Origin of the sequence: Pseudomonas turukhanskensis (assembly GCF_027922365.1) — a bacterium.
Taxonomy (GTDB): domain Bacteria; phylum Pseudomonadota; class Gammaproteobacteria; order Pseudomonadales; family Pseudomonadaceae; genus Aquipseudomonas; species Aquipseudomonas turukhanskensis.
The window spans coordinates 452687-465696 of sequence record NZ_BSFN01000003.1 but is presented as its reverse complement, the minus strand read 5'-3'; the positions used below and the strand labels follow the sequence as shown (position 1 = coordinate 465696).

Here is a 13010-nt window from a genome sequence, read left to right as displayed (position 1 = left end):
TGGCAGCGCAGTAACGTTCACCTAGCCTGAAAGCCTAGTGATGCAGCCTTTCCCGGGGAGGGGAATATGCACAATAAAAATAATGAAAATTCGCTGACGCGTATCGAAACCTTTGGCGTCGAGCAGATACCAGACAGTGAACGCAGCGCCAAACCGCTCGACCTGTTCCGCATGATTTTCGGTGGCGCCAACACCTTCGCCACCGCCGTACTCGGCAGCTTCCCGGTGCTGTTCGGCTTGTCGTTCCAGGCTGGCGTCTGGGCGATTTTGCTGGGCGTGCTGGTGGGTTCGGTGATTCTTGCCCCCATGGGCCTGTTCGGTGCGCTGAACGGCACTAACAATGCGGTATCGTCCGGCGCGCATTTCGGCGTGCATGGCCGTATCGTCGGTTCTTTCCTCTCGCTGCTCACCGCCATCGCGTTCTTTTCGCTGTCGGTATGGAGCTCGGGTGATGCCCTGATCGGCGGTGCCAAGCGCCTGATCGGCCTGCCGGAAACCGACCTGACCCTGGGCCTGGCCTACGGTCTGTTCGCCCTGCTGGTACTCACCGTGTGCATCTACGGTTTCCGGTTTCTGCTGTGGGTGAACAAGGTGGCGGTATGGAGCGCCAGCGTGCTGTTCCTGCTGGGCATCTTCGCCTTCGCCAGCACCTTCGACAGTGCTTATGCCGGCAGCGTCAACCTGGGCACTGAAGGCTTCTGGGCCGCGTTTATCGGCGCCGCATTGGTGGCCATGAGCAACCCGATTTCCTTCGGCGCATTCCTCGGTGACTGGGCGCGTTACATCCCCAAGCAAACCTCCAAGGGCCGCATCATGCTGGCGGTGATTTTCGCTCAGCTGGCCACCCTCATTCCGTTCCTGTTCGGCCTGGCTACCGCGACCATCGTGGCGGTGAAGGCGCCGGAGTACATCACCGCCAACAACTACGTCGGCGGCCTGCTGGCGGTATGCCCCACCTGGTTTTTCCTGCCGGTGTGCCTGATTGCGGTAATTGGCGGTATGTCTACCGGCACCACCTCGCTGTATGGCACCGGCCTGGATATGTCCAGCGTATTCCCCCGCGTGCTGTCGCGCGTCAAGGCGACCTTGCTGATTGGCGTGCTGTCGATTGCCTTTATTTTTATCGGTCGTTTTGCCGCCAACCTGGTGCAGAGCGTGTCCACCTTCGCCGTGCTGATCATTACCTGCACCACACCGTGGATGGTGATCATGATCCTCGGCCTGATCATTCGCCGTGGCGTTTACCACGCGGACGACTTGCAGGTGTTCACCCGCGGGCAGAAAGGTGGCCGCTACTGGTTCACCCACGGCTGGAACTGGCGCGGCATGGGCGCCTGGGTGCCAAGCGCGCTGATCGGCCTGTGCTTCGTCAACCTGCCAGGGCAGTTCGTGGGCCCACTGGGCAACCTGGCCAATGGCATCGACATCAGCTTGCCGGTGACCCTGGGGCTCGCGGCGGTGCTGTATCTGGTGCTGCTGGTGGTATTCCCGGAACCGGCCGAGGTGTATGGCGCTGAAGGTCCGCGCTGGATGCCCCTGCCCAAGGATGCCGAGGTAAAAGGCAAAGCAGAAATCGCCTAAAGGTTTCAAACCCGACGCTGTCGTCATTCCCGCGCAGGCGGGAATCCAGGTACGCCGATTCATGGGCAACTCTGGGTCCCCGCCTTCGCGGGGACGACGGGGGTTGATGGGAGATTTACTAGGTAGCAGTAGCTGTACCCAGCTCCAACGCTTTTGCATAACAAAAAACGGCTGCACCAGGCCCTCGCTGGCCTGTTTCTTGAACTGCCAATAACAGATGCACCTAAGCCTCTTAAGGAGTCACCCGATGCGCACTCGCTCGTTCGCCATTCTCGGCCTGCTGGCCGCCGCCCTCAGCACCTCGCTGCAAGCGGCCGACAAACCGTCCTTCGTCAGCGGTGGCAGCTTCAATGTCTGCTCCGACCCCACCTTCCCGCCGCTGGAATTCTTCGAAAAAACCGGTGACCGCGAGCCCAGCGGCTTCGACGCCGACCTGATCCGCGCCATGGCCAAAACATGGGGTGTACCGGCGCGCTTTATCGTCACCGAATTTACCGGCTTGCTGCCCGGTCTCGACGCCAAGCGCTGCGACGTGGTCATCAGTGGTGCATTGATCACCCCGGAACGCACGCAGAAACTCAACGCCGTGCCGTACCTTTCCAGCGCCACCATCGTGTTTGGCAGCGGCAAGAGCGACGTCACCCTGAGCAAGCTGGAAGACCTGTCCGGCAAAGTGGTGGCGGTGCAGTCGGGTACGCGCTACGTGGCGATCATGGAAAAGCTCAACACCGAGCTCAAAGCCGCCGGCAAACCCGAAGCAACCCTGCAAACCTACCCCAAAGGCAGCGACGTAGCCCAGCAAGTGCTGGTCGGCCGTGCCGCCGCCGGCCTGTCGCAAGACACGGAGCTGGCCTACCGCGAGCTGCAAACCCCAGGGCAATTCAAAACCCTCTACACCTTCCCCGAGAAAGATGTGTTCGGCGCTTATCTGCTCAAGGATGAGGCCAACAAGAAGGCGGTGGCGGCTGCCATCAAATCGCTGAAAGACGATGGCACGCTCAAGGCCATCAGCGAGAAGTGGAAGCTGGATCCGGTGAATGTTGAGGGTGCAGGCGAATAGACTCAACGGCTCTGCCCCCCTCTCCCGCGTGCGGGAGAGGGGCCAGGGGTGAGGGCAAATAAACTCATCGGCCCTTCACCCCTCTCCCGCGTGCGGGAGAGGGGCCGGGGGTGAGGGCGAGGGCAAACACCTATATCCGCCGCCCACCCCCTCACCCCAACCCTCTCCCCCAAGGGGGCGAGGGGGCTGACCGTATGTAACAGTGACCTTCTGCGTTCCCTTCAAGGACAACGCAGCTTTCAATCGCTCACAGGGGAAACCCCCATGCATTTCGACGTTGCCGTGTTCTGGGACGCGCTCTTTTCCTACCCCTTCTTCAAAGGCGCCTGCATCACCCTGCTGCTGGCCCTGCTCGCCCACTCGGTGGGCATTGCCCTGTCGGTGCCGGCGGCGCTGGCCCTTGATGGCCCGCCCAACCCGCTGCGCATTATTCTGCGCGCCGTGCTCAGCGTGTTCCGTGGCGCCCCCACGCTGCTGCAATTGCTGTTTGTGTGGAACGCCCTGCCACAGTTTTTCCCGATTTTCCGCGAGAGCTGGTTCACCCCGTTCTTTGCCGCCTGGATCGCCCTGAGCCTGAATGAAATGGCCTACCAGGTGGAAATTAACCGCGCTGCACTTAAAGCCTTGGACAAAGGCCAGCATGCCGCCGGCCATGCCCTGGGCCTGTCGGGCTGGCAGATCTTCCGTTACATCACCCTGCCGCAGGCGGCGCGCATTGCCATTCCGCCGACCGCCAACGAGTTCATTACCCTGCTGAAAATCACCTCGCTGGCCTCGGTGATTTCGCTGCAAGAACTGATGGCCGTGACCTCGCAAACCGTGTCCACCACCTTCCAGTTTTCCGAGTACTACGCGGTGGCCTTGGTGTACTACCTGGTGATGGTTTACACCCTGACCTGGCTGCAAAGTCGCCTGGAGCGGCGCCTGTCGTGGGACCACGTAAGCCCGGCGGCGAAAAATGTCGGCCTGGTGCAACGCACCCTCGCCCGTATGCGGCGCATTTAAGGAGCCCGGTATGAACGAAGAAATCATTCGTCTGGACAACGTCGGCAAACGCTATGACGACTTCCAGGTATTGCAGGGCATCAGCCTGTCGGTACGCCAGGGCGAGAAGATCGTGATTTGCGGGCCGTCGGGCTCGGGAAAATCCACCCTGATCCGTTGCATCAACCGCCTGGCACCCCACGACACCGGCACCATCACCGTGGAAAACCAGGACGTGGCCAGCAAGGCAGGCAGCGCCAACGTGCGCCGCGAAGTGGGCATGGTGTTCCAGAACTTCAACCTGTTTCCGCACCTGAGCGTGCTGGAAAACTGCACCCTGGCGCCGATGAAAGTACGCGGCATTCCCCGCGCCCAGGCCGAAGAACAGGCGCTGCGTTACCTCAACCGCGTGCATATCGGCAGCCAGGCGCAGAAGAAGCCCGGCCAGCTCTCCGGCGGCCAGCAACAGCGCGTGGCCATTGCCCGGGCGCTGTGCATGAACCCCAAGGTGATGCTGTTCGATGAACCTACTTCAGCGCTCGACCCGGAAATGGTCGGCGAGGTGCTGGACGTGATGACCGAACTGGCCCTGGAAGGCATGACCATGCTGTGCGTTACCCACGAGATGGGGTTCGCCCGCAAGGTAGCCGACCGCGTGGTGTTTATGGATGCCGGGCAAATCGTGGAAACCGCGCCGCCTACCGAGTTTTTCGAGCAGCCCAAACACCCTCGCCTGCAAGCCTTTCTGTCGCAGATCAGCCATTGAGCGCGCCTATGTCCGGTGAACCCAGGGCTACCGAAGCCACGCTGCGCCGTGACCTGGCCGCTGCCTATCGCCTGGCGGCGCTGTTTGGCTGGGACGACACCCTGTACACGCACTTCTCTGCACGCCTGCCGGGACCGGAGCCGCGCTTTCTGATCAACCCGTTCGGCCTGTTGTTCGAGGAAGTCTGCGCCAGCGATTTGCTGGTGGTGGACATGCACGGCCATGTGCTGGACGGCAACGCCGATTACAACGTCGCCGGCTTCACCATTCACAGCGCCGTGCACATGGCCCGCGACGATGCCCATTGCGTGATCCACACCCACACGCTGCCGGGCATGGCGGTGGCAGCCAGCGACAAGGGCCTGGCGCAACTCAACCAGATCAGCGCCGAGTTCTACTGCCGCGTGGGTTATCACACCTACGAGGGCATTGCCCTGGACCTGGGCGAACGCGAACGCCTGGTCGCCTCGCTGGGCGACAACATCGCCATGATGCTGCGCCACCACGGTTTGCTCAGCGTCGGCACCAGCGTGGCCGATGCGTTCTACGTGATGTATTACCTGAACAAGGCCTGTGAAATTCAACTGGCCGCTGCCGTGCTCGACGGTGTCAGCGAGATCCCCGGCAAGCTGGCCCAGCATGCCTGCGAACAGTTTCAGGGCTGCGAATGGCAACGGCCGCTGCTGTGGGATGCGTGGCTGCGCAAACTCGACCGGCTTGATCCCACCTACAAGAATTAAGGAAAGGCCATGACCACCTGCGGCGAATTTCTGGTTAAGCAACTTGAGGCCTGGGGCGTCGACACCGTGTTCGGCATTCCCGGCGTGCACACCGTGGAGCTGTATCGCGGCCTGCCGCAGAGCGGCATGCGCCATATCACCCCGCGTCACGAACAAGGTGCCGGTTTCATGGCCGACGGCTATGCACGGGTGAGCGGCAAGCCCGGCGTGTGTTTCATCATCACCGGCCCGGGCATGACCAATATCCTCACGGCCATGGCACAGGCCTACGCCGACTCCATTCCCATGCTGGTGATTTCCAGCGTCAACGAGCGTGCACGCCTGGGTAGCGGCAACGGTTACCTGCATGAGCTGCCGGACCAACGCGGCATGACGGCGGGCGTCACCGCCTTCAGCCATACCGTACTCAGCGTCGAGCAACTGCCAGACGTACTGGCCCGCGCCTTTGCCGTGTTCGACAGCGAGCGGCCGCGGCCGGTGCATATCGAGCTGCCGCTGGACATCATCACCGCCAATGCCGACCAGATGCGTGTACAACCACGCGCCCGGCTCAGCCGCCCTGCTCCGTGCGCCGATTCGATTCGCGACGCGGCGCACAAGCTGGCCAACGCCAAATTGCCGTTGCTGCTGATTGGGGGTGGTTGCCTGGAGGCCAGTGATGAAGTGATCGCCCTGGCCACTGCACTGGATGCACCCACGGCCCTGACCATCAACGCCAAAGGCCTGTTGCCGGCGGACCATCCGCTGCTGCTGGGCAGCAACCAGTCGCTGGTGCCGGTGCGGGAACTAGCGGCGGCAGCCGATGTAATTCTGGCCATCGGCACGGAGCTGGGTGAAACCGATTACGACGTGGTGTTCAACGGCGGCTTTGCCCTCAATGGCGAGCTGATTCGCATCGATATCGACCCGCAGCAACTGGTGCGCAATCACGCACCAACCCTGGCCATTCACAGCGACGCCAGACTCGCCATGGTGGCGCTGCTGGCGGCATTGCCTGCGGGTAAAAGCGGGGCCAACAGCCCCGGCGTGCAACGGGCAGCCGGCGTACGCGCACAGTTGGCCGAGGACTTCAGCGGCTGGGGGCATTACCGCGAACTGTTTGCCACGCTGCTTGGGGCCTACCCGCAGGCACGCTTTGTCGGCGACTCGACGCAGACCGTTTACAGCGGCAACCACCTGGTAGACCTGGATGAGCCGCGCCGCTGGTTCAACTCCTCCACCGGTTACGGCACCCTCGGCTACGCCCTGCCCGCCGCCATTGGCGCCAAGCTGGCCGAACCGCAAACGCCGGTGATTTGCCTGATGGGCGATGGTGGGCTGCAATTCTCCCTGCCGGAATTGGCCAGCGCGGTGGAGGCAAAAGTCGGCATTGTGTTGCTACTGTGGAATAACTACGGCTATGGCGAGATCAAGGGCTATATGCAACGCCGGGATATCACGCCCATTGGGGTGGATATCTATACGCCGGACTTTATTGCGATTGCCCGCGGGTTTGGCTGTGTGGCCGAGCGGGCGACGGATATGCAGCATCTGGCGCAGTTGCTGGAGGGTGCGCCGAGTGATCGGCCGTTGCTGATCGAGGTGGTTCAAGCACCGCCGTTTGCTCCATAAATTCTGGATCCCAGCCTTCGCTGGGATGACGGGTGTTTGTGCTTGATTCACCGTCGTTCCCGCGCAGGCGGGAACCCAGAATCGTGAATGTAACAACGCAGGCGACCCTAACTCACCCGCGCAAAAGAAGAGCCCCCAATGAAAATCGTCAGCCGTGACAAATGGTTCGAGGTTCGCCACTGCTACGACGGCATCAGCCTGATCCACGAGCCCTATATCCGCCCCTTCTACCGCTGCAACCTCTGGCATATCCAGGGCCGCGACAAGGACGTACTGCTGGACAGCGGCTCGGGCCTGGTGAGCCTGCGCGAGCAATTGCCGTGGCTCACCGAAAAGCCGTTGATGGCGGTCGCCAGCCATTGCCACTTTGACCATATCGCCGGTCACCATGAGTTCAGCGAACGCTTGGTGCACCCGGCCGAAGCGGACATTCTCGCCCGCCCCGACGGCGCCAATACCCTGAGCACGGCCTTTGTCGGCGACGATATGTTCGAAGCCCATCCAGACTGCCCACTGTGTTACGCCGAGTACCGGGTGAAAGCGGCGCCGGCCACCGGCTTTGTCGAAGACGGCGACGTGCTGGATTTGGGCAACCGCGTGCTGCAGGTGCTGCACACGCCTGGGCATTCACCGGGCGGCATCAGCCTGTGGGAAGCCAAAACTCAAACCCTGTTCAGCGGCGACATCATCTACGACGGCCCGCTGATCGAAGACGCCTACCACTCCAACATCGAGCACTACGCCGCCAGCCTGGAACGGCTGCGCCGGCTGCCGGTGCGCACGGTGCATGGCGGGCATTTCGAGAGTTTTTCCGGGGAGCGGTTGCGCGGCATGATCGACGACTGGATGAACAGCCACTGACCGCTCTTGTAGGGTGTGCTCCGCGCACCGTTGCGATTGCCGGGAGATCGCCAGGTGCGCGGAGCACACCCTACAAAAACAAAAAACCGCAGCCTGAGCTGCGGTTTTTTTTGTTGCGCTTGCTGCTTAGTGAGCCAGCAGCGAGCCGCCTTTCTTGCCTGCCAACTTCTCAGGCTTGATCAGGAAGCGTGCCAGCGCTGGCAACAGCCACAGGGCACCGAACATGTTCCACAGCAGCATAAAGGTCAGCATCAGACCCATGTCAGCCTGGAACTTGATGGCCGAGAAGATCCAGGTGCACACGCCGATGGCCAGGCACAGACCGGTGAACAGTACCGCTTTACCGGTGGATTTCAGGGTCTGGTAGTAGGCCTCTTGCAGCGGCATGCCGGCGCGCAGGAAGCTTTCCAGACGGCTGTAGATATAGATGCCGTAGTCGACCCCGATACCTACGCCCAACGCAATCACCGGCAGCGTCGCCACCTTCACACCGATGCCCAGGAAGGTCATCAGCGCGTTACCCAGCACCGACGTGAGGATCAGCGGCAGCACGATGCACAGGGTCGCCGCCACGGAGCGGAACGTGATCATGCACATGGTGGCTACGCAGATGTACACCAGGATCAGGATCGTCAGCTCGGTTTCCTTGATCACTTCGTTGGTAGCCGCTTCGATACCGGCGTTACCTGCGGCCAGCAGGAATTGCAGGTTCTCGGTGTCGTGATCCTTGGCGAAGGCTTTCACGGCGTTGACCGCGCGATCCAGGGTTTCGGCTTTGTGATCGTTGAGGAACACCAATACCGGGGCCAGCGAGCAATCGTTGTTGAACAGGCCGTCAGCACGGGCGATGGAGTTGTTCAGCACGTCTTTGTTGCGCGACAGGGTTTCCCATTTCAGGTTGCCCTCGTTCATGCCCTTGATCATCTGCTTGGACACAGTGACCAGCGAGATGGCCGATTGCACGCCCTCGGTGTTGCTCATGGTCCACATCAGCTCGTCGATTGGCTGCATGGTTTCATAGATGGAGCAGCCTTCGGCCTTGCTCTTGACCATCACCACCAACACGTCGGAGCTGGTCGAGTAGTTGTTGATGATGAAGGCGTTGTCCTGGTTGTAGCGCGAGTCTGGACGCAGCTCCGGTGCACCCTGGTCGAGGTCACCGATTTTCAGGCCGTGGCCGTACCACAGACCTCCACCAAAAGCGGCCAGGGCAATCACTACCGAGATCGGTGCAACCACCGGGTGAGCGAAGTTCGACAGCAGGCGCCAGAACGGGTGTTCGCGCACAGCGTCTTTCTTGCTGCGCTCGATGGCCTTCTTGCTGATGCCGACATACGAGATGGCAACCGGCAGCAGAATCAGGTTGGTGAACACGATCACGCCCACACCGATCGACGCGCCGATGGCCAGCTCGCGGATCACGCCGATGTCGATGATCAGCAGGGTGATAAAGCCCACGGCGTCGGCCAGAATCGCGATGGCGCCTGGCAGGAACAATTGGCGAAAGGTCAGGCGTGCAGCGGTGAGCGAGTTGTCCGCTTCACTCGATTGCAGCGCGATACCGTTGATTTTCTGTACGCCGTGGGAAATACCGATGGCAAAAATCAGGAACGGTACGAGCATCGAGTACGGGTCCAGCCCGAAGCCCACGGTGTGCATCAGGCCCAGTTGCCAGATCACCGCCACCAGAGTGGTGAACAACACCGCCACGGTGCTGCGCAGGCAACGGGTGAACCACATCAGCAGCACCAGGGTGATCAGGAACGCGATGGCGAAGAACGCCACCACCATCACCAGGCCATCGATCAGGTCGCCGACTTTCTTGGCGAAGCCCACGATGTGGATTTCCACGTTGGGGTTTTGCGCTTCGTACTTGTCGCGAATCTTCTCTTCCAGCTCATGGGAGAACTGGCGGTAGTCGAGCTTCAACAGGGTGCCCTGGTCTTGCGGGTCCGGGTAGGACTCAAGCAAGGGCACATCGACGATGCTGGACTTGAAGTTGTTCGCCACCAGGCGGCCGATCTGGCCCGACTTGAGCACGTTGTTGCGCAGCTCGTCGAGGCTGTCTGGCGAGCCGTCGTAGGTTTGCGGAATCACTTCACCGCCGGCAAACCCTTCTTCGGTCACTTCGGTCCAGCGAACGCTCGGACTCCACAGCGACTTCAGACCGGAACGGTCGACGCCCGGAATGTAAAACACCTCGTCGTTCACCTGACGCAGGGTTTCCATGTATTCCTTGCTGAAGATATCGCCGTCTTTGGCTTCCACCGAGATACGCACGGTGTTGCCCAGGTTGGCCAGATCGTTGCGGTGCTCGAGCATCTTCTGAATGAACGGATGCTGCAGCGGAATCATCTTCTCGAAGCTGGTGGAAGGACGCACCTGCAACGCTTGGTAGAACAGGAAGATGCTGACCAGCAGGCAGATAAGGATCACTGTCGGCCGGTTGTTGAAGATCAGGCGCTCAAGAAAGGAGCCCTTATCCTGATGATGGTTACTCATCGTACTCATACCTCAAAGCCACGGCTTATTGTTTTGGGCTAGCGTCTTCGCCGGTAGGCGAAGTGACATGGACGCCACCTTGGCCGACCAGTACCAGGTCACCTTTGTCGTCAGCGGCAACGCTGGACAAGGACAGGCGATCGGGACGGTTGATCAGGCTGAAGGTCAGGCCGTTATCGGTGCTTTTAAGTACGCTGCCGCCGTGCCCGACGATGACCACAGAGCCATCTTTGAGCAGTGCACCGCCGGACAGACCGAAGTCGAGTTTGCCGCGAGGCGACTTGACTTTGATGGGTGTCCAGGTGGTACCGAAGTCGGTGGAGCGGAACAGATTGCCACGCAGGCCGTAGGCCAGAACGGTGCCAGGCTCGTTGGTGCCGAGCACGCCGAACAACGAGCCCTCGTAAGGGCCCTGGAGGGTTTCCCAGGTTTCGCCGCCGTCGGTGCTTCTGAACATGCTGCCCATTTCACCGACGACAAACAGGCCGGAGCCTTTGACTTCGGTGATGGCATTGAGGTGGTAGCCGTCGGGGTTGTCGAGACGGTCACTGGCGTCGTCCCAGGTCTTGCCGCCGTCAGTGGTGGCGAACAACGCACCATAGGCGCCTACGGCAAAACCAGTGGAATCATCTTTGAACCAGACATCAAGGAAAGGCGCGCCCTCCTCCCGCTCCTGGTCGCTGAACTGTTGGGTCCAGGTGGTACCACCGTCGGTGGTCGCAAGGATCAGTGCATCGTGGCCAACCGCCCAACCGTGCTTGTCATCACCAAATGCCACGGCGGTCAGCATCATCCGGCTCGGCACTTTGGCTTGAGTCCAGGTTTTGCCTTCGTCGTCGGAATACAGGATGTGGCCACGATCACCCACAGCCACCAGTCGTTTGCCGGCGTTGTCGATATCGAGCAACAGAGCATCTGCAGCCTTGGCGGATGGGATCGAGTAAACGGTGGCCGAAGCGTCGGTCGCCGCTTGCACCGAAAGCGGCGCAACAAAACTCAGAACAGACAACACACTACACAGCGAAAGCACGTTAGCCAGCGGCGAGTGGAAGCGGAACGCTGATGTGCGCAACTGCTTGGCATCACCAGACTGGGTGCGCCGCATGACGGGCTCACTCATACACCTTTCCCCTTTATTGTTATGGGACAGCAGCCTTTCATAAGGCCGCCTATCCTATCCAGCTTTCGAAAGGTCTGACAATCAACGGGACGTTATGTTTTGTTAAGGCAAACCCGCGTGATTGACGCGTAATAGACACCTCTGATGCACCGAGATAAATCCCCCTGATGCACAAAAGCCGCTACGACTGTAGCGGCCTTTGCCGAACACTACACAACTGGCGTTGTGTTGCCTATGGTCAACGAGCTTGTTTAAGGACCGTAGGAGCTACCTTGCTAGCGAACACTGCAAACTTCGGTCGCAAATTCCGTTTCCAGGGTTCGCGACCAAGGTCCCTTCTACGACAGCCAAGCTCCTCCACCAATCAACGAGTACCGCGACGACGCAGAGCGGCTGGCTTGAAGTAGCCGTCGTCTGGAATCGGCTGGCTGAAGTCGATGGTAGTCGGCTCTTCGTTGTCCAGGTTCTGTACGTGGTAGCGACGGGCTTGCAGGTCGTGGAACACGTCCAGTGCAGACCAGGTGGTCGGCAGCTCGTAGAAGTTTTTCAAGTAAGCCAACGATACGCGCCACAGTTCACCACGGCCGTCGTACTGGTCGACTTCAGCGGCTTGCCAGCTGTCTTCGTCCAGGAACAGAACGCGCTTGGAGTAGATGTGACGAGCGCCCGCTTTCAGCGTGCCTTCTACAACCCATACGCGGTGCAGCTCGTAACGGGTGTAGGCCGGGTTCAGGTGGCCCACTTTCAGCAGGTCGGCGTATTTCACGTCCGGCGCGCTGACTTTGTAGTTGTTGTACGGAATGTAGACTTCTTTCTTGCCCACCAGCTTCCAGTCATAACGATCTGGCGAGCCGTTGAACATGTCGGTGTCGTCTGCGGTACGCAGGCCGTCAGCGGCAGCGATCGGGGTGTCGTACGCCAGGTTCGGTGCGCGACGTACGCGACGCTGACCGGCGTTGTAGCCCCAGGCCTGACGCGGCTCCTTAACCTGGTCCAGGGTCTCGTGTACCAGCACTGCACCACCGGCCAGACGGGCTGGGCTCTTGGTGAAGGACAGGTAGTAGAACAGGATGTTGTTCAGATCCGAGTAGTTGCTTTTCGGATCGTAGAAACGGAACAGCGCTTCCTGCTGCGAGGTCACCAGGGTGAAGTCGCCATTGCGCTGTACAGCCACTTCCGAGGCGCGACGCACAATGTACGTACCGCGGTAGCGAGCAATGTGGTTCCAGACCGCTTCAACGCCATTTTGTGGAATCGGGAACGGGATGCCGCCGAATGCGTCAGCAAAACCGTTGCCGCCGTCCAGCAGTTTGGCGGTGGTGGCGTTCTTCACGGTGTTGTCGTAAACCCACTGCGGCGCGGAGCCGGAGCGACGGCTTTGGTACACCGGCAACTGGTAGTCAGTCGGGTAGGCGTTGAACATGGCGATCTGACCAGGGGTCAGGTTGGCCTTGTACTGGTCCATGTTGGCTTTGGTGATGGTAAACAGCGGCTTGTCGCCGGCGAACGGATCAACGTGGTGCTGGCCTGGTGTTTTGTACTCGGCCGGTGCCTTGGTGATACCGCCAGTCCAGGCCGGGATGGTGCCAGCAGCGTTGCCGGCCTTCTCGGCGCCGAACGGCGTCAGCGTGGTGCCCAGCTTGGCGGCTTCGGTTGGCGAAACAGCGGCCAGCGCGCTACCGGCGGTAAACGCCAGGGCGATAGCGGCACTAATCAGCGTGTGCTTTTTCAGCATCTTGATTCTCCGTGGTCAATCATGTCCGAGCGCCCGTAGGCGCCCGGCTT

The 13010-nt window shown here is 60.7% G+C and carries 10 protein-coding genes; 7 read left to right on the top strand and 3 right to left on the bottom strand.

The genetic code is table 11. From position 1 onward, the window contains the following. Positions 1 to 66: 66 nt before the first annotated feature. The 7 genes from PKE98_RS08455 (at position 67) to PKE98_RS08425 (ending at position 7603) form a co-directional block, all read left to right on the top strand. A complete protein-coding gene (locus PKE98_RS08455; RefSeq protein ID WP_271194820.1) occupies positions 67 to 1581 on the top strand; it encodes a purine-cytosine permease family protein in 1515 nt (504 codons plus the stop codon). A 247-nt stretch (positions 1582 to 1828) separates the two neighbouring features. Further along, positions 1829 to 2641 (top strand): transporter substrate-binding domain-containing protein, encoded by an 813-nt coding sequence (locus tag PKE98_RS08450; RefSeq protein ID WP_271194819.1) that lies wholly within the window; start codon positions 1829 to 1831, stop codon positions 2639 to 2641. Between the two features lie 264 nt (positions 2642 to 2905). Next, positions 2906 to 3646 (top strand): amino acid ABC transporter permease, encoded by a 741-nt coding sequence (locus PKE98_RS08445; RefSeq protein ID WP_271194818.1) that lies wholly within the window; start codon positions 2906 to 2908, stop codon positions 3644 to 3646. Between the two features lie 10 nt (positions 3647 to 3656). Further along, the gene (locus PKE98_RS08440; protein WP_271194817.1) at positions 3657 to 4391 is read left to right on the top strand and encodes an amino acid ABC transporter ATP-binding protein; all 735 of its coding nucleotides are present in this window, start codon (positions 3657 to 3659) and stop codon (positions 4389 to 4391) included. 8 nt (positions 4392 to 4399) lie between these two features. After that, on the top strand, positions 4400 to 5131 hold the full coding sequence (locus PKE98_RS08435) for a class II aldolase/adducin family protein (protein WP_271194816.1): 732 nt from the start codon (positions 4400 to 4402) through the stop codon (positions 5129 to 5131). Positions 5132 to 5140: 9 nt separating this feature from the next. Further along, a complete protein-coding gene (locus PKE98_RS08430; protein WP_271194815.1) occupies positions 5141 to 6742 on the top strand; it encodes a 5-guanidino-2-oxopentanoate decarboxylase in 1602 nt (533 codons plus the stop codon). Positions 6743 to 6880: 138 nt separating this feature from the next. After that, a complete protein-coding gene (locus tag PKE98_RS08425; RefSeq protein WP_271194814.1) occupies positions 6881 to 7603 on the top strand; it encodes an MBL fold metallo-hydrolase in 723 nt (240 codons plus the stop codon). A gap of 126 nt (positions 7604 to 7729) precedes the next feature. On the opposite strand, the gene PKE98_RS08420 is transcribed toward PKE98_RS08425, so the two are convergent. The 3 genes from PKE98_RS08420 to PKE98_RS08410 all read right to left on the bottom strand — a co-directional run bounded on the left by PKE98_RS08420 (position 7730) and on the right by PKE98_RS08410 (position 12960). Continuing rightward, on the bottom strand, positions 7730 to 10114 hold the full coding sequence (locus PKE98_RS08420) for an efflux RND transporter permease subunit (RefSeq protein WP_271194813.1): 2385 nt from the start codon (positions 10112 to 10114) through the stop codon (positions 7730 to 7732). A 16-nt stretch (positions 10115 to 10130) separates the two neighbouring features. After that, positions 10131 to 11225 carry a WD40/YVTN/BNR-like repeat-containing protein gene (locus tag PKE98_RS08415; RefSeq protein WP_373877824.1) on the bottom strand — a complete coding sequence of 365 codons (1095 nt, stop codon included), beginning with the start codon at positions 11223 to 11225 and terminating at the stop codon, positions 10131 to 10133. A 364-nt stretch (positions 11226 to 11589) separates the two neighbouring features. Further along, the gene (locus PKE98_RS08410) at positions 11590 to 12960 is read right to left on the bottom strand and encodes a DUF1329 domain-containing protein (RefSeq protein WP_271194812.1); all 1371 of its coding nucleotides are present in this window, start codon (positions 12958 to 12960) and stop codon (positions 11590 to 11592) included. Positions 12961 to 13010: the final 50 nt, after the last annotated feature.

Bases quoted from the DNA above. Each gene is read 5' to 3' on its own strand.
- PKE98_RS08455 (WP_271194820.1), top strand. From the start codon at position 67: ATGCACAATAAAAATAATGAAAATTCGCTGACGCGTATCGAAACCTTT.
- PKE98_RS08450 (WP_271194819.1), top strand. From the start codon at position 1,829: ATGCGCACTCGCTCGTTCGCCATTCTCGGCCTGCTGGCCGCCGCCCTC.
- PKE98_RS08445 (WP_271194818.1), top strand. From the start codon at position 2,906: ATGCATTTCGACGTTGCCGTGTTCTGGGACGCGCTCTTTTCCTACCCC.
- PKE98_RS08440 (WP_271194817.1), top strand. From the start codon at position 3,657: ATGAACGAAGAAATCATTCGTCTGGACAACGTCGGCAAACGCTATGAC.
- PKE98_RS08435 (WP_271194816.1), top strand. From the start codon at position 4,400: ATGTCCGGTGAACCCAGGGCTACCGAAGCCACGCTGCGCCGTGACCTG.
- PKE98_RS08430 (WP_271194815.1), top strand. From the start codon at position 5,141: ATGACCACCTGCGGCGAATTTCTGGTTAAGCAACTTGAGGCCTGGGGC.
- PKE98_RS08425 (WP_271194814.1), top strand. From the start codon at position 6,881: ATGAAAATCGTCAGCCGTGACAAATGGTTCGAGGTTCGCCACTGCTAC.
- PKE98_RS08420 (WP_271194813.1), bottom strand. From the start codon at position 10,114: ATGAGTACGATGAGTAACCATCATCAGGATAAGGGCTCCTTTCTTGAG.
- PKE98_RS08415 (WP_373877824.1), bottom strand. From the start codon at position 11,225: ATGAGTGAGCCCGTCATGCGGCGCACCCAGTCTGGTGATGCCAAGCAG.
- PKE98_RS08410 (WP_271194812.1), bottom strand. From the start codon at position 12,960: ATGCTGAAAAAGCACACGCTGATTAGTGCCGCTATCGCCCTGGCGTTT.